Raw genomic sequence first — 19,511 nt, forward strand, 5'->3', positions numbered from 1 at the left:
CGCCCAAGACAACGAGGAAACCTCTCTCATGCGCACTGTGATCAGCACGGCCTTCATCTCGCTCGACGGCGTCGTCGAGGCACCGGGCGGCGAACCCGGCTACCGCAACTCCGGCTGGACCTTCAAGGACATCGACTTCGTCCCCGAGGCATTCGAGATCAAGGGGCGCGAACAGCAGGAGTCCACCGCCATCCTCCTGGGCCGGACCAGCTACGAGGCCTTCAGCCCCGTGTGGCCGGACATGGCCGAGTTCGCCCACTACAAGACGGTGCCGAAGTACGTCGTCTCCACCACCCTCAGCGACGACGAGCTCGTCTCCGACTGGGGCGAGACCACGATCCTGCGCTCACTCGACGACGTCGCCGCCCTCAAGGAGACCGCCGGCGGCCCGATCATCGTCCACGGCAGCGCCACGCTGAACCACGCCCTCTCGGACGCGGGCCTGATCGACCGCTACCACCTGCTGGTCTTCCCGCTGCTGCTCGGAGCCGGCAAGCGGCTGTTCAGTACGACGGACAAGGACACCCAGAAGCTGAAGCTGGTCGAGTACGAGGCTTACTCCAACGGCCTCCAGAAGCAGGTCTTCGACGTCGTCCGCTGACCGGCCTCCAGCAGCTCGCCCTGCGCCGGCGGCCCTTCGCCATCGCGGGACGGCCCTACAGCACCACGATCCCCAGGGGCCGTTCGCCCGCCGCGAGGCGGCGCGTCGTACCGCTCGGCAGGTCCACGACGGTGATCCCGTCCCAGCGACCGTCCCGGGTGGAGCCACCCGTGACGTACGCGGTGCGGCCGTCCGCGGTGACCGCGACGTCCTCGTGCGGCCCGCCCAGCGGGATCGTGCGCTCCGTCCCGCCGGGGGACCGGACCGTCAGCGAGGCCGCTGCGGCCAGGACCAGCGCCGGCCGACGCGTGCCGAGCCGGCGCGCCCAGGGCGCCCTCACCGCAGCAGCTCCGCGATCTCGGCGTACCCGCGCCGCTCCGCGTGGGCGAGCGCCGACGCCCCGTCGCCGTCCGGCAGTTCCCGGTCCGCCCCGGCCGCGAGCAGCAACCGTACGATCTCCTGGTGGGCCGGGCCCCCGTCACCGAGGATCACCGCCTCCAGCAGGGCGGTCCAGCCGAGCCGGTTGACGTGGTCGACGTCGATGTCCGTCACCGCCAGTACCTCCCGCACGTACGCGACGTGCCCACGCTCGCTCGCCGGGATGTGCGACACGCCGCCGTACCGATTGGTGCGCCGCAGGTCCGGGCCCGCCGGGAGCAGCACGCGCAGCATCGCCACGCTGCCCGTCACCCCGGTGACCAGCCAGGCGCTGTCCTGGCGGGCATCCTGTGCGTCGACGTCGGCGCCCGCCGCCACGAGCACCCGGGCCGCCTCCACGTGGTTCCCGAGGGAGGCGAGCAGAAGCGGCGTGCGCAGCTCCGTGTCGCGCGCCTCGACGTTCGCACCCGCTTCGACCGCCGCCCGCACGGCATCGGCGTCCCCCGCCCGTGCGGCGTCCAGCAACCGACGATCGACGGCCTTCATCCCGTACCCCTCACCCGCTCCACGGCCTCGCGGCCACCTGTCCTGGCCTCGATCCTCCCCCCGCCGTCCATACCGCCCGGCCCCCGGACCGGCTCCCGCTCGTCATCCGATCGGCTGATGCGCAACGGACCGCCGTCCGCTCCGGCCGGCGCTCTCCCCGGGTGCTGAGGCGGCAGCGTCGGCGACGTTTCGGCCGAGGGTCAGTGCCCGGATACCGATCGATACGCCACGGGGAAGTCGAAGTACGTGTCGGGATACGTCTCCGGCTTGTACGTGAAGTGCCACCACTCCTCGGGCAGGTTGACGAAGCCTTCGGCTGCCAGGGTGCCCTTCAGGAACTGCCGGTTCGCCCGCTGAGCGCCCACGATCCGCGGGTCGTCGGTGTGCGCCAGGGTGTCGAAGCAGTCGAACCCCGTCCCCATGTCCACCGAGTCGTCGGGGCGCCGTGCGCCCTGCGGCGCGTAACAAGGGCCGGCGGGCCGCACCGATCCACCCGTGGCTGCCGGTGAGTTCACCTTGACGATCGTCAGATCGACCGTGCTGCCCCTGCTGTGGCCCGACTTCTCGGCGATGTAGCCGTCCGCGAACAACCGGTCCTTGGCGACCCGCGGGTAGAACTCCTCCTTCATCCGGTTGTCGTCGAGGTCCTTCGCCCATCGCGCAAAGTTGTCGACGGCCCGCTGAGGCCGGTAGCAGTCGTACACCTTCAACGAATAGCCCTGCGGCAGCAGCTTCTCCTGAGCCCGATGCAGAGCCTCGGCGGTCGGCTTGGTGAGGATGCACAGGGGCTGCTGGTAACCGTCGATGCGCCGTCCGATGAAGTTGACCTTCGTGGCGTAGCGCATGTCCTGGATGATCGAGGGATCAACGGTGTGCAGCGCGACGAAGTCCTTCGGCGCCTTCGGCGCCGGCGTCGGCGCGGCGTGGGCAAGAGGGGAGAGGGACCCTGCGGTCAGTACCGCGCCGGCGGTGAAGAGGAGGGCTGTTCGCTTCTTCATGGCTTCCGTTCCGGGTCGAGACCCATCGTGTCGGACGAAAGGGAGCCGGGGCCGGGGCCGAGGACGTTGTCGAGATAGGCCGCGAGTGCGGAGCGCAGGCCCTCGGGTGTCATCTTCTGATCGTCGATCAGGTGTGCCACGAGGTCGGCGCGGATGGCGGCCAGCAGTGCGTGCGCGCTGAAATCCGCGTTGTGGACGCCGGGCACCTCATCCAATGCTGCGCGCAGCATCCCGTGCCACCAGCCGTAGTGCTCGGCCTGGTAGGGGCTGCTGAGTCCGGCGTCCTCGGCGGCCGCCATCAGGTTCCGGTTCTCGATCTTGAACCGCAGCGAGGCATCGAGGAGCTTCAGCACCCGCTCCCGAGGTGAGGACCCGGCCGCGTCCTGTGCCTCCCGCACGGCGTGGTGCAGGGGTTCGAGGCGGGAGGCGATCACGGCGCCGATCAGGCCGGCGCGATCGCCGAAGCGGCGGAAGAGGGTGCCTTTGCCCACGCCCGCGGCTGCGGCGATGTCGTCCATCGACACGCTGTGGGGGCTGATGCTGGCGGCGAATAGGGCGTCGGCGGCAGCCAGGACGGCTTCTCGGTTGCGCTGGGCATCCGCGCGCTCCGGGCGCTGGGCCACAGGTCCTCCTCGGTCTTCGGCCTGTCCGGGCCCCGGGAATCATATGCGGCCGTTACGTCTCGGAGCGTGCCTGGTGCTGTCAGACGGTGTCTTCGAGCCGGTCGAAGACGCGCGCCACCGCCGGGCGGAAGGCTCCCGGGTGGCGGTGGGTGTCGGCGCCTTCCTCCTCGGTGAAGCTCGGAAGCGTCTTGGGCGAAGGCCCAGCGAAGGATCGGGCTCCGCGTGCGGGCGTGGGCGAGCATGCGGTCCCGTTGTTTGTCGTGCTCGGCGGCCGCGCGCCGGACTGCTTCTTCGTGTGGCGCCGGGAGGTGCGCGGTCAGGGCGGAGACGGCGTCGAAGACGCCGTCGAGGGCGACGGCCGCCAGACGTGGCTCGTAGGCGGCCGCGCGGGGCGCGAGGTAGCCGCCGAGGCTGACGCCGAGCAGCGCGATGAGGGCCGGATCCCGGGTCCCGGGTGAGGAAGTCCAGCACGGGACCGGCCACGTGTTCCCAGTCCGGCCGGAACACCAGGCCCTCCCGGTGGATGGCGGCGGGCTGGCCGGGGCCGTCGAAGGTCAGGACGTGGTAGCCGCGCTCTGTCCGCCGAGCGCGCCGACGGCGTGGGGCGGCGGGAGTCGGAGTTTTGAAGTCCGCCGGAAAATTTCTCGACGGGATGTCGAGAACCGGCGCGCGGCTCCGTCCCAGCAGCGAACACGGCCACAATGGGCCGTACCTCAGCAAGGAGAACATCATGGCCAAGTACCTGCTGCTCAAGCACTACCGGGGCGCGCCCGCAGCGGTCAACGACGTGCCGATGGACCAGTGGGAGCCGGAGGAGGTTTCGGCCCACGTGCAGTACATGCGTGACTTCGCCGCTCGGCTCGAGGGCACCGGCGAGTTCGTCGACGGTCAGGCGCTCTCCCCGGAGGGCACGTTCGTCCGCTACGACGGTGAGGGGCGGCCGCCGATCACCGACGGCCCGTTCGCGGAGACCAAGGACCTGATCGCCGGCTGGATGGTGATCGACGTCGAGACCTACGAGCGCGCGATCGAACTGGCCGGCGAGCTGTCCGCGGCTCCGGGTGCGGGTGGGAAGCCGATCCACGAGTGGCTCGAGGTACGCCCGTTCTACGGCGAGCAGCCCACGGCCACCGAGTGAACGAGTCGCTGCTCCGGGAGCTGGTGCCCGCGGTGATCGGTGTTCTCGTCCGTCGCGGAGCCGACTTCGCGGCGGCCGAGGACGCCGTGCAGGACGCCCTGGTCGAGGCAGTGCGCCGGTGGCCGGACGACTTTCCGCGGGACCCCAAGGGCTGGCTGGTCACGGTGGCCTGGCGCAAGTTCCTCGACGCCGTCCGCGCCGATGCCTCCCGGCGGCGGCGAGAGGAACTGGTCGAGGCCGAGCCCGTGCCCCTGCCCGACCCGGGCGAGGCGGCGGACGACACGCTTCAGCTGTACTTCCTGTGCGCGCACCCGTCCCTGACACCGGCCTCGGCCGTCGCGCTCACGCTGCGCGCGGTCGGCGGTCTGACCACGCGGCAGATCGCGCAGGCCTACCTCGTGCCGGAGGCGACCATGGCCCAGCGGATCAGCAGGGCCAAGCGGACCGTCTCCGGCGTCCGGTTCGACCAGCCCGGTGACCTCGCCACGGTGCTGCGCGTGCTTTACCTGGTCTTCAACGAGGGCTACTCCGGCGACGTCGACCTCGCCGCCGAGGCGATCCGGCTCACTCGCCAACTGGCGGCCAAGACCAACCAAGAGGAGGTCGCGGGCCTGCTGGCGCTCATGCTGCTCCACCACGCACGGCGCCCGGCGCGGACCGGCCCCGACGGCAGGCTCGTGCCGCTTGCCGAGCAGGACCGCAGCCTGTGGAACACCCAACTGATCGCAGAGGGCGTCGAGGTGCTCCAGACCGCCCTCGCCCGCGACCGCCTGGGCGAATTCCAGGCCCAGGCGGCCATCGCCGCGCTCCACGTCGATGCCCGGACCACCGAGGAGACCGACTGGGTGCAGATCGTCGAGTGGTACGACGAACTGGTGCGCCTCACCGACAGCCCGGTGGCCCGCCTCAACCGGGCCGTCGCGGTGGGCGAGGCCGACGGCCCGCGGGCCGGCCTGGCCGCCCTGGCGGGACTCGACCCCGCCTTGCCGCGGCACGCCGCCGTCGAGGCCTACCTGCACGAACGTGACGGCGATCCGGTGACCGCAGCACGGCTCTACGCCCAAGCCGCCCGATCAGCGCCCAACATCCCCGAGCGCGATCACCTCACGCGACAGGCCGCCCGGCTCAACGCACAGCTGCGCAGCTGAGCGCCGACCGCCTGCGCGCCGTCCTCAGGTGGCGGAGCCTGCCGCCGAACCCGTCGCGAGGTCCGCGCCCCAGCGCGCTATCGCGGCCGGCAGGTCGAGCGGGCCCGGGCGCAGGTCGGCGTCTTCGGCGGGCCAGTCCTCGCGGGGGACGCGCCACATCACCTCGAACTCGTTGCCGTCCGGGTCCTTGGCGTAGAAGGACTTGGAGACGAGGTGGTCGCTCGCGCCGACCAGCGCACCGCGCTCCGTGAGCTTGTGGCCCAGCTCCGCCAGCTCGCCGAGCGTGCCGACCTCCCAGGCCAGGTGGTAGAGGCCGACCCGGCCATGCTCGGGGCCGGGCGCGTCGGCGCCGATCGCGAACAGCCCGAGGTCGTGGTCGTTGAGGCTGCCGGGTGCACTCAGGAAGGCGGCGCGGCCGGCGGTCAGGTGGTCGACCTGGAATCCGAAGACGTCGGTGTAGAACGCCACGGAGCGCTCGACGTCACGGATCCAGAGCACGGCGTGGTTCAGGCGGCGGACGGACATGCGGCAGCGCTCCCGGTGGCTCGAATGGTCTGGCTCGATAGGGTGGCCACAGCATAACGTTCAAATTCGAACTACCGACCCGATCCTGCGGAGGCATGGGGCCGGGGCGGGGGCGGGGTGGAGGGGTGGGGATGGGGGGTGGGGGATGGAGCCGGCCCGTGGCGGCCGGGCCGGAGTCGGTGGGTCAGAACGCGAAGACGGTGTTGCCGTTCAGGGTTGCGGACATGGTGCAGCTGTTGGCGAAGGTGTGCTTCCAGGCGACCCGGCTGCCCTTCCAGATGCCGTCGGCGGTCACGGTCACGGGCGCGTAGTGCATCGGGCACGCACGGTTCGTGTCGGGCGCGGCCAGCAGCTGGTCGAAGGTTCCGCCGGTGGAGTTCAGGGTCGTACAGGCGGCCTTGGGGTCCGGGTGCGTGCCCTGTGCGGACGGCATGCAGCTGAGGGTGGCGGCGCGCAGGACCGTACCGGCGTTGGCGTCGTCCCCCTGGGAGATGGAGAAGACCATGGCGGACGGGGCGTACAGGCTGGTCGGCTTGGCCTCCGCCATCCCGGTGGCACCGGCCAGGCACAGGACGGCGGCGGCGGAGGAGATGGCAACGGAGCGATAGCGCACGACAGGACTCGCATTCGATTCGAAGGTCAAGCGCGACATTTGCTTGCGTTGTCGCGCTCTGATGTGGCTGAGTCTGTCTGAGGTGAAGGCGGACCGCATATCGGTGGTCGTTTTACGGACACCTCGTTCGAATATCGGATAACGAATGGTCGTTCGGGCAGCTCACGGGGGGTGTGCTCGCTCCGTATCCGCTCGGAAACAGGGGGTGACGCCTGGTTCCGCGCCCGGATCCGGCTCGCTGACCTGCCCTCGTGCGTCCCGCGTTCACCTGAAGGTCATCCGGCTTGTCCGGATCGGTACGGTTCCCCGGCCTCCGTCGCGGTCCCGATCGGCCGTTCGGGGGAGGGAGGGGCCCGTACGGGTGACCTACCCTGGATCGGAATCGTGAGTTCCGGGGGTCGAGCGCAAAGGAAGAGCGCGTCCATGGGTATCACCAGCAATCCCGCACGCCGTCGTCGGCGTCGGGCGGGATCCGCCGTGACGGCGGCCGTCCTCGGCCTCCTCGCGGCCGCCGGTACGCCGGCCCTCGCCGCCACGGACGGCTCCGCGGGCCAGTCCTCGGGCATCTCCGGATCCGCCCGGGGCGCCCACGGCGCCAACCCGCTCCCGATGGGCATCTCGCGCCTCGCCCAGGGCTCCGGCCGCAACGTCGCCATCACCATCGACGACGGTCCGGATCCCCGCTGGACTCCTCAGGTGCTCCAAGTGCTGCGAAAGAACCACGTCAAGGCCACCTTCTGCATGATCGGAACCAAAGCGCAGAAGTACCCGGACCTGGCGAGGGCGGTCGCCGCCGACGGGCACCAGCTGTGCGACCACTCCGTCGACCACGACGTGACGATGGACCACAAGCCCGTCGCCTACCAGCGGCAGCAGATCCTGGACGGCAAGGCCATGATCGAGCAGGCTGTGCCCGGAGTCGCCGTCACCTACTACCGCGCGCCGGGCGGAGCGTTCACCCCCGACAGCCGTGCGATAGCCGTCGCGGGCGGGATGCGGCCCCTGGGCTGGAGCGTGGACCCCAAGGACTGGAGCCGGCCGGGTCTGCCGGCGATCGTCGCCGCGGTGGAGGAGAAGCTGCCCCGGCAGCCGACCGTCCTCTTCCACGACGGAGGCGGTGACCGTAGCGAGACGGTCGCGGCGCTCAAGGAATACCTGCCCTGGCTCACCGCGCAGGGCTACAGCTTCACCTTCCCGGCCCGCACCACCCCGTAAGGGCGATCCGGCCACCGCCGCCTGCCGCTACGCCTTCCGTTCGCGTACGTACACCCCCGCGCGCGCAGCCACGGCCGCTGCCGTGGCGGCGCGATCGGCGGACGCCCCGTCGAGCGGGAGGGCGGTGGTCAGGAGGCGGTAGTAGAGCGGGGCGGACGCCGCGCGGATCACCTCGTGCGGATCGGTCCCCTCGGGCACCTCCCCGCGGGCGGCGGCCTCTTCGACGCACGGCGCCCATTCCTCGACGCGGGTGGTGTAGAAGCCGTACAGGGCCTGCGCCGCCCTCGGGTCGCAGGTGGCGGCCGCGATCGCCGCCTTGAACACGGCCCCCTGACGTGGATCGGACAGCGTCCGCTGCACCAGAGCGGCGTTGGCCCTGAGGTCCCCGAGCAGCGAGCCCGTCTCCGTACGCAAGATCCGCCGCGGGGCACCGCTGCCCGCCGGCAGCAGGCTGCACGACACCGCCGGCTTCGCGCCGCCGGTGGAGGACGAGTACCTCTACCGCGTGGTCGACGCCCTGGACGAGATCGCGCAGGAGACCGGGAGGGCGATCATGCAGATCGCCCTCCCGTGGCTGTTGCAGCGGCCGACCGTGTCCTCCGTCATCATCGGGGCCCGCAACGAGGAGCAACTGCGCCAGAACCTCGGGGCGGTCGGCTGGACGCTCACCCCCGAGCAGATGGCACGGCTCGACGCGGCGAGCAGCCGCCCGGCCCCGTACCCGTACTTCCCGTACCAGCGCCAGGAGGGCTTCGCCCGGCTCAACCCCCCGGTGGTCCAGGCCGATCCCGGTGCGGCTCGAAGACTCCCCATGACGCCCATGACGTCCGTTGCCGCCCATTTCCCCCTGTACCGGGGAACGGTCCACCTACGGAGGCCGTCGGCAATTAGCCTGTGGGCCCACGGGGAGGGGATTCGAGACATGGAGCGACTGAGTGCCGCCGACCCATCGAGGATCGGTCCGTACGCCCTGTCCGGACGGCTGGGCGCCAGTGGCATGGGGGAGGTGTATCTCGGCCGGTCGGCCGGCGGCCGGACGGTGGCGGTGAAGGTCGTACGGGCCGACCTGGCCCGGGACACGGCCTTCCGGGACCGGTTCCGCCGGGAGGTCGCGGCGGCCCGGCGGGTGTCGGGGGCGTTCACCGCCCCCGTGGTGGACGCCGACACGGACGCCGAAGTTCCGTGGATGGCGACCTCGTTCGTCGTCGGCCTCTCGCTGCACTCGGCGGTCACCACCCACGGCCCGCTGCCCGAGGACGCGTTACGGATGCTGACGGCCCGACGGAGTACGCCGCCTGGCCGACATCGCGGCGGCCATGCTTCGAGCGGCGCCGGTGGCGCTGGCGCGCCTCGCAGATCCTGCGGACCGCCGACTGGCGCAGACCTGCGCGGCGGCGATGCGGGAGCTCTGCGACGAGCCGGGCGATCGCCTCCTGCACTGGGACCTGCACTACGACAACGTCCTGGCTCCCCTTCGCGCCGCCACGGAGCGGGAGCCCTGGCTGGCCATCGATCCCAAACCCCTCGCAGGAGACCCTGGTTTCGACCTGCTGCCCGCCCTCCGCAACCGCTGGGACGAGGCGGTGGCTTCGGGGGATGCCGCCCGAGCAGTACGGCGGCGCTTCGACCTGATGACCGAGGTCCTCGGGCTCGACAGGCAGCGCGCCGCCGGATGGACGCTCGGGCGGGTCCTGCAGAACACGCTGTGGGACGTCGAAGACGGCGAGACCTCGATGGATCCAGCGCAGGCGGCCATCGCCAGAGCACTGCTGACGGACCGTTGACCCGTACGGGAGACCGGGACGGGGTCCCGATCTTCGTAGGTTCTGCCAGTACGGCGGCCTGCCGGGGTGTGGAGAGACTGCCAACCAGAGGTCGCGGCGTGGACCGAGGGCGGGGACCGTCCGCGGCCGAGGACATGACCACACACGGGGAGGACACGCGATGAGCGTGCAGCAGTACGACGAGATCGGCGAGGCGTACGAGGGCTTCAAGGCGCTGCCGCTGGAGCAGTACGCGGTGGTGCCCGGTTTCCTGGCCCTGGTCGGCGACGTGATCGGCAAGTCGATCCTCGACCTGGCCTGCGGCACCGGCTTCTACAGCAGGGAGTTCAAGCGGCGTGGCGCCACGGAGGTGCTCGGCATCGACATCTCCGGTGAGATGGTCTCCGTGGCGCAGGCGCTGGAGGAGCGCGAACCGCTTGGTGTGCGCTACGAGGTGGGCGACGTGTCCGAACTTCGGCCATACGAGCAGCGGTTCGACATCGCACTGGCGGTCCAGCTGCTCAACTACGCGCCGGACATCGCCACCACGGAGCTGATGTGCCGGGTCGCGCACCGGAGCCTGAAGCCGGGCGGCGAGCTCTTCCTGCTCAACCAGTCGCCCGACTTCGGCTTCGACGGGCCGACCCCGGAGAAGTACGGCTTCCTCAGCGAACTGACCGGCGAGGAGGCCGAGACGGGACCGCAGGTCCGCACCACCGCGCTCCTCGATCCGCCGGTCTCGTTCGTGGCGAACCGTCCGCGGCGCGAGGTGTACGAGGACTGCCTGCGGGCGGCCGGATTCACCGACGTCACCTGGGTCCCGATCCCGGTGTCGGAGGCCGGCGTACGCAAGTTCGGCGCGGAGTTCTGGGCGGATTTCCGCACCAACCCCCCATTGGAAATGCTCCGCTGCCGCACCTGACCCGCACCTGACCCGCACCGGACACCCGGCCGGCCGACACCCGTCCAAACGGGGCCGGACGGCCGGGAGTTCCGGCATTGGCCCTACCCGGTCACGGGGTTGCTGGCAGCATCGCCACGACCGAACAAGGGGGGCCCATGCAATTCCGCGTCCGCACACTCGCTGTCGCCACCACCGCCGTCGCCACTGCCGTGCTGCTCGCAGGCTGTAGCTCGACCCCGGCCGAGGAACTGAAGGACTGGTGGTCCTCCGGGGGCGAGGGCAGGGTCAAGGCGCTGTCCGACACCTCCAGCCGGGTCAACGAGGTGAGCATGCGCCCGATGGACACGTGGGGGCCCGCTTGCCAGGAGCTGCTGACCGAAGTGGCGAAGACCAAGAAGCTCGACACTCTCCCGAGCAAGAACGCCCAGGGCTTGTGGAAGGAAGCCCTGACCGCCTTCGAGCACGGGGGCAACGAGTGCGTCGCCGGGGCCGGCAAGAAGGACGAGGCCCAGGCCTCGGCGGGCATACGTGAGGTGCAGAAGGGCATCGGTCGACTGGCAGCCGCCGTGTCCGTGATCAGAAGCGACCTGGCGGCCAAGTGATCCGGCGAGATCACCGGCCGTCCCATATGGACCGCGCAGGCCCTGCGGCGTTCGACTCGGGCCGCACCGCCGTGTTGTGCACGCCCGAAGGGGCCAGGGTCACGCCAGAGCCTTGATGCCGAGCTCGGTGAGCAGGCCGCGGATGAGGTGTTCGATCTCGTCCCGGATCGGGCGCACGGCCTCCACGCCCTGCCCGGCCGGGTCCGTCAGCTTCCAGTCCAGGTACCGCTTGCCGGGGAAGTACGGGCAGGTGTCCCCGCAGCCCATCGTGATCACGACATCGGAGGACTGCACCGCCTCGACGGTGAGCACCTTCGGCGTCTCGGCGGAGATGTCGATGCCGACTTCGGCCATGGCCTCCACCACGGCCGCGTTCACGGCGTCGGCGGGCGCGGAACCGGCGGAACGGACCTGGACCCGGCCCCCGGCCAGGTGGGTGAGGAAGGCGGCGCCCATCTGGGAGCGGCCGGCGTTGTGCACGCAGACGAACAGCACGGAGAGGACGGCGGAGGTGCTCATGAGGGCAGGGAACTTTCTTCGGCGGGTCGGGTAGGGGCGGGGGCGGCGGGCTGCTGCGGTACGACGGCCTCGTCCCTGAGGGCGGGCGCCGGGCGGCCGAAGCAAGCGGCGACCAGCGCCAGCCCGAGGGCGGCACCGAGCAGCTGCGCGGCGAGGAACGGTACGACGGAGGCGGGGGCGATCCCGGCGAAGGTGTCGGTGAAGGCCCGGCCGATGGTCACCGCCGGGTTGGCGAAGGACGTGGAGGAGGTGAACCAGTACGCCGCCCCGATGTACGAGGCGACCAGCACGGGCGTGAGGTGCGCGCGGCCGGCCCGGGCCAGGCCGAAGACCAGCCAGACCAGCCCGGCGGTGGCCACCACCTCGCCGAGCCACAGGTGCGCGTCCCACCGGTCGTGGGTGGAGAAGGCCACCACCGGCCCGGCGAACATCGCGTCCGCGAGCACCGCGCCGCTGATCGCCCCGGCCACCTGCGCCGGTACGTACGCGGCGACCTCGCGCAGGCCGGGGCCATCGCCGCTGCGGCGGCCGGTGACGTACGCGGCCAGTGTGACCACGGGGTTGAAGTGCGCCCCGGACACCGGCCCGAGCAATGCGATCAGCACCACCAGGCCGAAGACGGTCGCAAGGGAGTTGGCCAGCAGCTGCACGCCGACGTCCCGCGTCAGCCCGGTGGCCTGGATGCCGGAGCCGACCACCACCGCGACCAGCGCGGCCGTGCCGATCCCCTCGACGGCCGCCCGCCGGACCAGCGGCGCCCCGGCGCTCACGCTCCCGCCTTCACGGGCGCGGCGGGAATCTCCAGCAGCGCGGACAGCCTGGCCAGCGGCTCGGGCAGTACCCAGTAGTACACCCATGTGCCGCGCCGCTCCGAGCCCACCAGCCCGGCTTCCCTCAGGACCTTGAGGTGGTGGGAGATCGTCGGCTGGGAGACGTCGAACGGTCCGGTCAGGTCGCACACGCACGCCTCACCGCCCTCGTAAGAGGCGATCAGCGACAGCAGCCGCAGGCGGATGGGGTCCGAGAGCGCCTTGAACATCCGCGACAGCTCGGCCGCGGCCCCTTCGCCCAGCGGCTCGCGCACCATCGGCGCACAGCACGCCGCGTCGTCCTGCCCGAGCACCGGCAGACCACCTTGTTTCGACATTCCTCTATGTTGACATCCATCTAATCCGGTGGCAACGTCGACTATATCGACAGACGTCGAAACAAGCTGCACCCTGATCGGAGATCGTCATGTCCCGTGTCCAGCTCGCTCTGCGCGTCGCCGACCTCGAAGGCTCGATCGCGTTCTACTCCAAGCTCTTCAACGCCGAGCCCGCCAAGCGCCGCGCGGGCTACGCCAACTTCGCCATCACCGAGCCGCCGCTCAAGCTCGTCCTCATCGAGGGCGAGGCGGGCGAGCCGACCCGCCTGGACCACCTCGGCGTCGAGGTCGCCTCCACCGAGGACGTCAACGCCGCCACCGAGCGCCTCAAGGAAGCGGGCCTGGCGACGTTCGCGGAGAACGACACCTCGTGCTGCTACGCCCTCCAGGACAAGGTGTGGGTCACGGGCCCCGGCAAGGAGCCCTGGGAGGTGTACGTGGTCAAGGCCGACGCCGACAACCTCGGCAAGAGCGCCGACGGCGTGCCGCAGGCGTGCTGCGGCACCACCGCCGGGTGCACCTGCGGCACCTGACCGGCGGCCACGCGGTCAGCCGTCAGCGCCCCAGCGCGTTGCGGACCGTCAGCCCGTGGTGGCGGCGCAGCCGGTGCATCTCCCACCAGGACAGGGCCGTGACGGTGACGGGTGCGCCGAGGATGAAGACCGCCCGGGCGCCCGCCGGGACCTGCGGGTAGGCGCCGGTGACCACATCCAGGAGCGCCATCTCCCACACCAGGATGCCGGCGAGGAACGGCGGCACCACCTCATGGATGTCGGCGGTGCGGAAGACGTGTACGAGCGACAGGCCGATGCCGTAGAGGGCGAATCCGATCGACCACAGGCACAGCACCCCGATGACGATTTTTCCCGGCAGCCCGACGGCGTCCCGGAGCCCCGCCAACTCCGGCGCCATCGCGAGCGCGGACGTGCCCATGGAGGCCATGATGGCCAGGACCGCGCCGAGAGACCGCAGGGCCCTTCGCAGGTAGACGCGCCGCAACCCGCCCCGCGCGGCCGCCACGAACGCGCCGACCACCACGGGGTACGTGCAGACCAGCACCAGGACGCTGGACCAGCTCTGGTCGAGGCGGTCGTTCGCCACGGCCTTGACGCCGTCGGCGTCGAGGACCGCCTTGTAGGCGAACATCAGGCCGACCCAGGCCGCCAGCCCCAGCGCGGTCCGCCACAGCTGGAGCTTGCGGACCTCCGGATCGTCCACGATCCCGGGACGTGAGGGACGGAAGGCCGACTGGGCGGCGTAGAACGGGTTGTAGAGGCCGCGCAGGATCTTCCGGCCACGCGACGGCTCGACGCGCGGCGGCGGAACCTGCGGATGGCCCCACCCGTACGGGTACCCCTGCGCCGGGACCGGCTGCGCGTACGGATACCCCGGCTGCTGCGCGTACGGATACCCCGGCGGTGGGGCGTACGGGGCTCCCTGCGGCGGGACCGGGGGGCCCTGGCCGGCCCAGCCCGTCGGCGGCGGCCCGCCCGGCCCGCCCACCGGCCCCCCGCCCGCGTACCCGCCCCCGCCGTTCCCGCTCACGTCACGCACCCCCGCTGTCCCGCGCCGCCCTGCCCTGTCGAACCCACGCATCGTAGTCGCCCACGAACCCGTGCCTAGCAGTTCTCGCTGATCACGTCCTCAAGGGTGGAGAGCGACGCGGTCTCCTCCTCGATCTTCTTCCTGAGGACTTCCAGGGTCTGCTTGAGGGCGTTGATCTGGTTCTCGTCCGGATCGGGCTGCGCCTCCAGTTCGGTGATCCGGCGCGGCACCTCGGCGGCGTGATCCTCGGTGGCCCGAATGCTCGCCTTGAGTTCCTTGGCGAGGCGCTTCATCAATTCGCAGCCGGATTCCCCGGTCGTCGGCGCGTTCACGTCGGCACCCCTTCGTCATGGCGCCCGTCGTCGACGCCTCGCGCGGCCGGTATCGAAGCCCCCGCCCGCCCGCACCCGGCGAAGCAGCCCGTCCGGACCACGATCCGCCGAATCCCACCCGGACCGACGGTCCCGCTCCAAGAGGTGCGCAGGGCGCTGTTCGCCTTCCTTCTTCTTCCGCGACCTTCTTCCGCGACCAGCGGGAGCAGCACCGGCACGGCGGACTGCCCGGGTGAGTGACCTCGCTCAGCGCGCGAGCTGCGCGCGCGGGGTCGCGTACGGAGCCGGCGAGGCCGGCGCGGCCGGGTCGACGGTCACCGTGATGAGCGTCGCGGCCACGACGCTGGCCAGGGCGAGTCCGGCGGCGAGCCGGCGGGACGGCGGGGACTTCCGGTGCCGGGCGCCCGCCCGGCGGGCCTGCGGCTCAGACTGCGGCTGCGGCTCGCAAGCCGGCGTCGCGGGCTCCCGGGGTGCGGAGTACTGGTTCATCGGGGAATCGGCGTCCTCAGTAGGTGAAGCACTCTGAGTGGATGCGCGCGGCCGGGACGCCCGCCCTGATCAGCGACGCGGTCGTCGCGTCGGCCATGCCGGGCGGCCCGCAGAGGTAGACGTCGCGGTCGGACAGGTCGGGTACGAGCGCACGCAGGGCCTGCGGCGCGAGCGGGTCGTACGCGGCGTCGGATCGGCCCACCAGGTAGTGCAGTGCGGCCTGGCGGGACGCTGCGATGGCCTCCAGCTCATCGCGCAGGACCAGTTGGCCGGCGTCGCCCGCGCGGTAGAGCAGGGTGAGGTCGCCGGGGCTCGCGGGCAGGGACTCGAAGAGGGCGCGCATCGGAGTGATGCCGATGCCGCCGGCGATCAGCAGGACCTTGGGGCGGGTGCGGCGCCGCTCGGTGAGCGCGCCGAACGGGCCGGTGGCCAGGACCCTGGTGCCGGGCCGCAGCCCGCGGACCCGCCGGGAGTGCCCGCCGAGCGCCTTCACGGTGATGCGGAGGCGGTCGTCGCGGGCGGGGGCGGAGAGCGAGAACGGCAGGGCGGTGTGCCACAGGCCGCCCCGCAGGAACCGCCAGCGGAAGAACTGGCCGGGCTCGGCGCGCAGTTCGCGGAGCCTGGCCCCTTGGATGGTGACGGAGACCACGCCGGGGCCTTCGTGCTCGACGCTGGCGACGCGCAGTCCGTGCCGCAGGGCCTGGCGGACCGGGACGATCCCGCGGTACCAGGCGAGCAGTACGCCGACGACGGTGTGCAGCAGGGCCCAGAACCAGGTGGTGAAGGCGGTGACGGAGACATCGGGGCCGGCCAGCTGGTGGACGAAGCCCAGCGCGGCGGCGAGGTAGGTCAGCAGGTGGATGCCGCGCCACGCCTCGTGCGAGACCCGGCGCCGCACGGCGCGGGCGGAGAACAGGCCCGCACCCGCCAGCAGGGCGGCGCCCGCGAACGCGGCGATGAGGGCCGGGTAGCGGAACATGGCCCCGGTGGCGGTCAGCAGGTCGGTCCCGGTGCGCAGGGCGTACACGACGAGGGCGGACAGGCCGTGGGCGCCGCACAGGACCAGCACCCAGCGGCCGCCGAAGGCGTGCCAGCGGGCGAGGCGGTCGGCGCCGACGCCGTGCTCGACGGCCGGTACGCGTGCCATCAGGAACAGCATGACGAGGATGCCGTAACCGGCCAGGAGCCCGCCGAGGTGCGCGGCGGCCCCGATGAGCTCGTCGGGCCGGGCGGAAGGGTGCATCTGGGCGGCCCACAACAGGGTGACGACGACCGCACCGGCGGCCAGTGCGGCGCGCAGCCGCTCGGACGCGGTCTTCATCTGTGCCGCCCAGGGCCGGGAGCGCACGGCGGAGTGGGCGGGAGGGGCATGCCAAGGTCCGTTTCGCTCGGTGTTTCGCTCGGTTCTGCATGGGCGTAGCACCGGCAACTATGCGCAAACCCGATCGGGTCGGGCAATGGCGATGCGCACAGGATGAGGTCCGTCACGCACAAGACTGCGCCTGGAGTGTCCATATATCAGCGATATGTACACCGGGTCGGGAGATGCTTGCCACTATCCGCGGGTGCACGCTTGGAGAAACCTTTGCGCTTTACACCAGCACCCCAGCGAAGAAAATCGACGCCAGGAGGGCGTACTGGACCGAGCAGAGCAGCAGGAGTGGTACCTGAACCCATCGGGACATGCGCTTGACCAGTACGAGCCCGACGAACATCTGTGCATGGTTGCGGTACCAGGACATTTCCGCGCCGGCGAAGAACGGCAGCAGGAAGATCGCCACCGTCAGGATCAGAGCGGCCCACTCCTCGACGTCGAGCCGGCGGTTTCGCAGGAGCCGAACTGCGGCGGTCGCCACGATCAGCAGGATGAAGGCGGCATTGAGCCAGAGCTGGGACCTGTGTGCGGTGAGGCTGTGCTCCACCAGCCACGGCAGGTGCCCCTCGGGCGTGTACCAGGCCTTGAACGGGAAACCGTAAGCCTTCCTCATCTCGGCGAAGGGCTCACGCAGGCCGCCCTGCTGGTAGCTGGACGCCTGGATGACCTCGTACGCGTTCCAGCGGCCCGTCGCCTGCCACATCAGCCACTTCGCCCAGAGCACGCCGCAGGCGGCGAGAGCCGCCGACAACCCGGCCTTCGCGAACCGGAGCGGCCGGGCGTCCGCCCGCCACGCGAAGAACGCGCTGAGCAGCAGCATGCCGACAGCGGCCGCGCCGACGAGATGACAGGCGGTCGCGACGAAGCCACCGGCGGCGGCAAGGCCCCAGCTACCGCGTTTCACTCCGACGACACAGACGAGCAGCGCCAGCGTGCCGGTGGCGATCGGGAACATCGCGTGGAAGTAGACGCCGCCCGGGAACACGGTGCCGATGGCGAGGGTGAGTCCGGTGGCCCAGGTGAGCCGGGTGCCGAGCAGCCACCACAGCACCGCGAACATGCCGAACAGGGACGCTTCGCTGATGACGACGGCTGATATCCCGTACGAAAGCCCGGTGGCGGAAAGCGCGCGGATTCCCATGGGGTACCCGGGAAACCAGGCGACATTTCCGCACACGACATCGGGAAAGTCCGGGTACCGCTCCCGGCACCGGAACATTTCGTAGCCGGTCTTGGCGATGGACAGGTAGTGCTCGGAATCCCAGCGCCGACGGCTCTGCGAGGACCAGTACTCCACTTTGGATCCGTCGCCGGCGACGGATGCCGCTGCGACCAGCCAGGTGATCAGGTTCGTGATCAGCCACGCGGCGAGCGGCGGCAGCAGACCATGCCGCCAGTCGCGGCGGGACGGCCCGGCGGCTTCCGTCGTGGCGATCATCTCGATCAGTCTGGCGAACCCCCTGCCGAGCCGCACCCCGGAAGCCCCGCCCGGCGCACGCCGCATCCCCCGTGTGGCCTGCCACGCCCATCGTCCGGCGTCCGGCGTCCGGCGTCCGGCGACCGGCGGCCTCAGGCGGCGGAGGCGCGACGGATCGCGGCGAGGGCGCGCGCCACGTCCTCATCCGTCGTCGACCAGTTGCTCACCGAGATCCGCATGACGCGACGGCCGCGCCAGGTGGAGCCGCTGATCCACGCCGTGCCGTCGGCGAGCAAGCGGGCGAGCACCCGTTCCGTGCGTTCGTCGCTGCCGAACTCGGCGCACACCTGGGTGAACACGACGTCGTTGAGGACCGTCGCGCCGTCGATCCCGGCGATCCCCGTGGCGAACGCGCCGGCGTGCCGGCACAGCCGCTCGACGAGGTCGGCCACGCCCGAGCGGCCGAGGGACCTGAGTGCGGCCCACACGGTGAAGGCCCTGCCGCGCCGGGACAGTTCGGGAACCTTGTCGATGGGGTCGCCGTGTTCGTCCTGGATGAGGTAGTCGCCGCGCAGGCCCATGGCGGCCCGGAGGGCGGACGGGTCGCGCACGATGGCGAGCCCGCAGTCGTAGGGGACGTTCAGGGTCTTGTGGGCATCCGTCGCCCAGGAGTCGGCGTCCGCGGCGCCCGCCGTCAGATGTGCGTACCGCGGCGAGGCGGCCGCCCACAGCCCGAAGGCGCCGTCGACGTGCACCCATGCGTCCGACGCCCGAGCCGCACGGATCGTCTCGACGAAGGGGTCGAACGCGCCGGAATGGATGTCGCCCGCCTGGAGGACCACGATCGTCGGGCTCCGTCCGCCGGCCGCCAGTCCGCCGGCCGTCCCTCCGCCGGTCGCCAGGGCGCTCCGCAGGGTCTCCGGCACGATGCGTCCCTGACCGTCCGCCGCCACCGGCTCCGGCCTGCCCAGTCCGAGATAACGCAGCGCCAGGTCGACGGCCATGTGGCGGTCCTCGCCGACGAGGACGCGGACCGCCGGCCCACCCGCGAGCCCGTCGCGGGCGAGGTCCCGGCCCACGCGACGCAGCACCGCGTCGCGCCCGGCGGCGAGACAGGTGAAGTTCGCCATCGTGGCACCGGTGGTGAAGCCGACGGCGCTGCCACCCGGCAGGCCGAGCAGGTCGAGCAGCCACACGCCGGCAACGTCCTCCGCCGCCGCGTACGCGGGCGAGACGGCACGCATCACACAGTTCTGGTCCCAAGCGCTGACCAGCCAGTCCGCCGCCAGCGCGGCCGGTTCGGTGCCGCCGACCACGAATCCGTAGAAGCGGCCGCTGGGAAACGCGGTCAGCCCCGGCTCACAGGCCGTGACCAGCAGGTCGACGACATCGGACGGCGGGCTCGGACCGTCGGGCAGCTCGGCACCCAGCGCGCCCACGATCTCGTCGACCGAGGCGCGGGCGGGAACCGGGCGGTCGTCCAGGCTCGCCAGCCACCGGGCGGCATGGCCGTACGCCCGTCGGAGCGCCTTTTCGCGCGCGTCCATACCTCGGACTATGGGACCAGCGCCGCCGCCCCGCAATCCGCGCAGCGGGCAGTCCGGAGCGGGCGGCCCGCCACAGTGCGCCGCCG

At 71.5% G+C, this 19,511-nt stretch carries 21 protein-coding genes and 6 pseudogenes; 11 read left to right on the forward strand and 16 right to left on the reverse strand.

The window, feature by feature from the left end:
- Window positions 1-28: 28 nt before the first annotated feature.
- A complete protein-coding gene (locus tag ACIQU4_RS09190; RefSeq protein ID WP_403727564.1) occupies window positions 29-601 on the forward strand; it encodes a dihydrofolate reductase family protein in 573 nt (190 codons plus the stop codon).
- A 55-nt stretch (window positions 602-656) separates the two neighbouring features.
- Here the strand turns inward: ACIQU4_RS09190 and ACIQU4_RS09195 are convergent.
- From ACIQU4_RS09195 to ACIQU4_RS09210, 4 genes and pseudogenes are all read right to left on the reverse strand, one after another.
- Window positions 657-875: pseudogene (locus ACIQU4_RS09195) on the reverse strand (hypothetical protein); the annotation flags it as partial.
- A 62-nt stretch (window positions 876-937) separates the two neighbouring features.
- Window positions 938-1,525 carry an ankyrin repeat domain-containing protein gene (locus ACIQU4_RS09200; protein WP_403727566.1) on the reverse strand — a complete coding sequence of 196 codons (588 nt, stop codon included), beginning with the start codon at window positions 1,523-1,525 and terminating at the stop codon, window positions 938-940.
- A gap of 200 nt (window positions 1,526-1,725) precedes the next feature.
- Window positions 1,726-2,523, reverse strand: a complete 798-nt coding sequence (locus tag ACIQU4_RS09205) for a M15 family metallopeptidase (RefSeq protein WP_403727568.1) — start codon at window positions 2,521-2,523, stop codon at window positions 1,726-1,728.
- 443 nt (window positions 2,524-2,966) lie between these two features.
- Window positions 2,967-3,146: pseudogene (locus ACIQU4_RS09210) on the reverse strand (helix-turn-helix domain-containing protein); the annotation flags it as partial.
- Between the two features lie 230 nt (window positions 3,147-3,376).
- Here ACIQU4_RS09210 and ACIQU4_RS09215 point away from each other — a divergent pair.
- The 3 genes from ACIQU4_RS09215 to ACIQU4_RS09225 all read left to right on the forward strand — a co-directional run bounded on the left by ACIQU4_RS09215 (window position 3,377) and on the right by ACIQU4_RS09225 (window position 5,432).
- Complete coding sequence (locus ACIQU4_RS09215; RefSeq protein WP_403727570.1) at window positions 3,377-3,604, forward strand: hypothetical protein; 228 nt, start codon at window positions 3,377-3,379, stop codon at window positions 3,602-3,604.
- A 272-nt stretch (window positions 3,605-3,876) separates the two neighbouring features.
- Complete coding sequence (locus ACIQU4_RS09220) at window positions 3,877-4,284, forward strand: YciI family protein (RefSeq protein WP_387282688.1); 408 nt, start codon at window positions 3,877-3,879, stop codon at window positions 4,282-4,284.
- On the forward strand, window positions 4,281-5,432 hold the full coding sequence (locus ACIQU4_RS09225) for an RNA polymerase sigma factor (RefSeq protein ID WP_403727572.1): 1,152 nt from the start codon (window positions 4,281-4,283) through the stop codon (window positions 5,430-5,432). The genes ACIQU4_RS09220 and ACIQU4_RS09225 overlap by 4 nt, the downstream gene beginning before the upstream one ends.
- A gap of 24 nt (window positions 5,433-5,456) precedes the next feature.
- Here ACIQU4_RS09225 and ACIQU4_RS09230 read toward each other — a convergent pair whose 3' ends face one another.
- Window positions 5,457-5,957: a VOC family protein gene (locus ACIQU4_RS09230; RefSeq protein WP_403727574.1), complete on the reverse strand. Its 501-nt coding sequence runs from the start codon at window positions 5,955-5,957 to the stop codon at window positions 5,457-5,459.
- 184 nt (window positions 5,958-6,141) lie between these two features.
- Window positions 6,142-6,570: a subtilase-type protease inhibitor gene (locus tag ACIQU4_RS09235; RefSeq protein WP_403727575.1), complete on the reverse strand. Its 429-nt coding sequence runs from the start codon at window positions 6,568-6,570 to the stop codon at window positions 6,142-6,144.
- Window positions 6,571-6,993: 423 nt separating this feature from the next.
- On the opposite strand from ACIQU4_RS09235, the gene ACIQU4_RS09240 reads away from it, so the two are divergent.
- The gene (locus tag ACIQU4_RS09240) at window positions 6,994-7,785 is read left to right on the forward strand and encodes a polysaccharide deacetylase family protein (RefSeq protein ID WP_403727577.1); all 792 of its coding nucleotides are present in this window, start codon (window positions 6,994-6,996) and stop codon (window positions 7,783-7,785) included.
- Between the two features lie 27 nt (window positions 7,786-7,812).
- Here the strand turns inward: ACIQU4_RS09240 and ACIQU4_RS09245 are convergent.
- A pseudogene (locus ACIQU4_RS09245) lies at window positions 7,813-8,199 on the reverse strand (TetR-like C-terminal domain-containing protein); the annotation flags it as partial.
- Between ACIQU4_RS09245 and ACIQU4_RS09250 the strand changes: the two are divergent.
- The 5 genes and pseudogenes from ACIQU4_RS09250 to ACIQU4_RS09270 form a co-directional block, all read left to right on the forward strand.
- Window positions 8,198-8,563: pseudogene (locus ACIQU4_RS09250) on the forward strand (aldo/keto reductase); the annotation flags it as partial. The pseudogenes ACIQU4_RS09245 and ACIQU4_RS09250 sit on opposite strands and share 2 nt — an antisense overlap.
- Before the next feature lie 144 nt (window positions 8,564-8,707).
- Window positions 8,708-9,064 (forward strand): annotated as a pseudogene (locus ACIQU4_RS09255) (serine/threonine protein kinase); the annotation flags it as partial.
- Window positions 9,063-9,569: pseudogene (locus ACIQU4_RS09260) on the forward strand (aminoglycoside phosphotransferase family protein); the annotation flags it as partial. The pseudogenes ACIQU4_RS09255 and ACIQU4_RS09260, both read left to right, overlap by 2 nt.
- 160 nt (window positions 9,570-9,729) lie before the next feature.
- A complete protein-coding gene (locus ACIQU4_RS09265) occupies window positions 9,730-10,470 on the forward strand; it encodes a class I SAM-dependent methyltransferase (RefSeq protein WP_403727579.1) in 741 nt (246 codons plus the stop codon).
- Between the two features lie 137 nt (window positions 10,471-10,607).
- Window positions 10,608-11,054, forward strand: coding sequence for a hypothetical protein (locus tag ACIQU4_RS09270; protein ID WP_403727580.1), 447 nt, complete (start codon window positions 10,608-10,610; stop codon window positions 11,052-11,054).
- Between the two features lie 99 nt (window positions 11,055-11,153).
- Here ACIQU4_RS09270 and ACIQU4_RS09275 read toward each other — a convergent pair whose 3' ends face one another.
- Genes ACIQU4_RS09275 through ACIQU4_RS09285 form a run of 3 tightly spaced genes read right to left on the reverse strand, consistent with a single transcriptional unit; the run spans window position 11,154 to window position 12,720 of the window.
- Window positions 11,154-11,573: an arsenate reductase ArsC gene (locus tag ACIQU4_RS09275; protein ID WP_403727582.1), complete on the reverse strand. Its 420-nt coding sequence runs from the start codon at window positions 11,571-11,573 to the stop codon at window positions 11,154-11,156.
- Complete coding sequence (locus tag ACIQU4_RS09280; protein ID WP_403727584.1) at window positions 11,570-12,343, reverse strand: aquaporin; 774 nt, start codon at window positions 12,341-12,343, stop codon at window positions 11,570-11,572. The genes ACIQU4_RS09275 and ACIQU4_RS09280 overlap by 4 nt, the downstream gene beginning before the upstream one ends.
- Window positions 12,340-12,720, reverse strand: coding sequence for an ArsR/SmtB family transcription factor (locus tag ACIQU4_RS09285; RefSeq protein WP_403727586.1), 381 nt, complete (start codon window positions 12,718-12,720; stop codon window positions 12,340-12,342). The genes ACIQU4_RS09280 and ACIQU4_RS09285 overlap by 4 nt, the downstream gene beginning before the upstream one ends.
- Window positions 12,721-12,809: 89 nt before the next feature.
- On the opposite strand from ACIQU4_RS09285, the gene ACIQU4_RS09290 reads away from it, so the two are divergent.
- A complete protein-coding gene (locus tag ACIQU4_RS09290; protein WP_403727587.1) occupies window positions 12,810-13,253 on the forward strand; it encodes an ArsI/CadI family heavy metal resistance metalloenzyme in 444 nt (147 codons plus the stop codon).
- A 22-nt stretch (window positions 13,254-13,275) separates the two neighbouring features.
- On the opposite strand, the gene ACIQU4_RS09295 is transcribed toward ACIQU4_RS09290, so the two are convergent.
- From ACIQU4_RS09295 to ACIQU4_RS09320, 6 genes are all read right to left on the reverse strand, one after another.
- Window positions 13,276-14,265, reverse strand: coding sequence for a hypothetical protein (locus ACIQU4_RS09295; RefSeq protein WP_403727588.1), 990 nt, complete (start codon window positions 14,263-14,265; stop codon window positions 13,276-13,278).
- Between the two features lie 74 nt (window positions 14,266-14,339).
- On the reverse strand, window positions 14,340-14,597 hold the full coding sequence (locus ACIQU4_RS09300; RefSeq protein ID WP_403727590.1) for a hypothetical protein: 258 nt from the start codon (window positions 14,595-14,597) through the stop codon (window positions 14,340-14,342).
- Window positions 14,598-14,843: 246 nt separating this feature from the next.
- Entirely contained in the window at window positions 14,844-15,086 is a 243-nt protein-coding gene (locus tag ACIQU4_RS09305; protein WP_403727592.1) for a hypothetical protein, read from the reverse strand.
- Window positions 15,087-15,102: 16 nt separating this feature from the next.
- On the reverse strand, window positions 15,103-16,407 hold the full coding sequence (locus tag ACIQU4_RS09310; protein WP_403727594.1) for a ferric reductase-like transmembrane domain-containing protein: 1,305 nt from the start codon (window positions 16,405-16,407) through the stop codon (window positions 15,103-15,105).
- A gap of 271 nt (window positions 16,408-16,678) precedes the next feature.
- Window positions 16,679-17,899: a hypothetical protein gene (locus ACIQU4_RS09315; protein WP_403727595.1), complete on the reverse strand. Its 1,221-nt coding sequence runs from the start codon at window positions 17,897-17,899 to the stop codon at window positions 16,679-16,681.
- Window positions 17,900-18,030: 131 nt separating this feature from the next.
- Entirely contained in the window at window positions 18,031-19,425 is a 1,395-nt protein-coding gene (locus ACIQU4_RS09320; protein ID WP_403727596.1) for a pyridoxal phosphate-dependent decarboxylase family protein, read from the reverse strand.
- Window positions 19,426-19,511 lie beyond the last annotated feature (86 nt).

This window comes from Streptomyces sp. NPDC090741 (genome assembly GCF_044769045.1).
Classification (GTDB): Bacteria; Actinomycetota; Actinomycetes; order Streptomycetales; family Streptomycetaceae; genus Streptomyces.

Coding starts and splice junctions, on each gene's coding strand:
- ACIQU4_RS09190 (WP_403727564.1), top strand. CDS start 29: ATGCGCACTGTGATCAGCACGGCCTTCATCTCGCTCGACGGCGTCGTC.
- ACIQU4_RS09200 (WP_403727566.1), bottom strand. CDS start 1,525: ATGAAGGCCGTCGATCGTCGGTTGCTGGACGCCGCACGGGCGGGGGAC.
- ACIQU4_RS09205 (WP_403727568.1), bottom strand. CDS start 2,523: ATGAAGAAGCGAACAGCCCTCCTCTTCACCGCCGGCGCGGTACTGACC.
- ACIQU4_RS09220 (WP_387282688.1), top strand. CDS start 3,877: ATGGCCAAGTACCTGCTGCTCAAGCACTACCGGGGCGCGCCCGCAGCG.
- ACIQU4_RS09230 (WP_403727574.1), bottom strand. CDS start 5,957: ATGTCCGTCCGCCGCCTGAACCACGCCGTGCTCTGGATCCGTGACGTC.
- ACIQU4_RS09240 (WP_403727577.1), top strand. CDS start 6,994: ATGGGTATCACCAGCAATCCCGCACGCCGTCGTCGGCGTCGGGCGGGA.
- ACIQU4_RS09265 (WP_403727579.1), top strand. CDS start 9,730: ATGAGCGTGCAGCAGTACGACGAGATCGGCGAGGCGTACGAGGGCTTC.
- ACIQU4_RS09270 (WP_403727580.1), top strand. CDS start 10,608: ATGCAATTCCGCGTCCGCACACTCGCTGTCGCCACCACCGCCGTCGCC.
- ACIQU4_RS09275 (WP_403727582.1), bottom strand. CDS start 11,573: ATGAGCACCTCCGCCGTCCTCTCCGTGCTGTTCGTCTGCGTGCACAAC.
- ACIQU4_RS09285 (WP_403727586.1), bottom strand. CDS start 12,720: ATGTCGAAACAAGGTGGTCTGCCGGTGCTCGGGCAGGACGACGCGGCG.
- ACIQU4_RS09290 (WP_403727587.1), top strand. CDS start 12,810: ATGTCCCGTGTCCAGCTCGCTCTGCGCGTCGCCGACCTCGAAGGCTCG.
- ACIQU4_RS09305 (WP_403727592.1), bottom strand. CDS start 15,086: ATGAACCAGTACTCCGCACCCCGGGAGCCCGCGACGCCGGCTTGCGAG.
- ACIQU4_RS09310 (WP_403727594.1), bottom strand. CDS start 16,407: ATGAAGACCGCGTCCGAGCGGCTGCGCGCCGCACTGGCCGCCGGTGCG.
- ACIQU4_RS09315 (WP_403727595.1), bottom strand. CDS start 17,899: ATGATCGCCACGACGGAAGCCGCCGGGCCGTCCCGCCGCGACTGGCGG.
- ACIQU4_RS09320 (WP_403727596.1), bottom strand. CDS start 19,425: ATGGACGCGCGCGAAAAGGCGCTCCGACGGGCGTACGGCCATGCCGCC.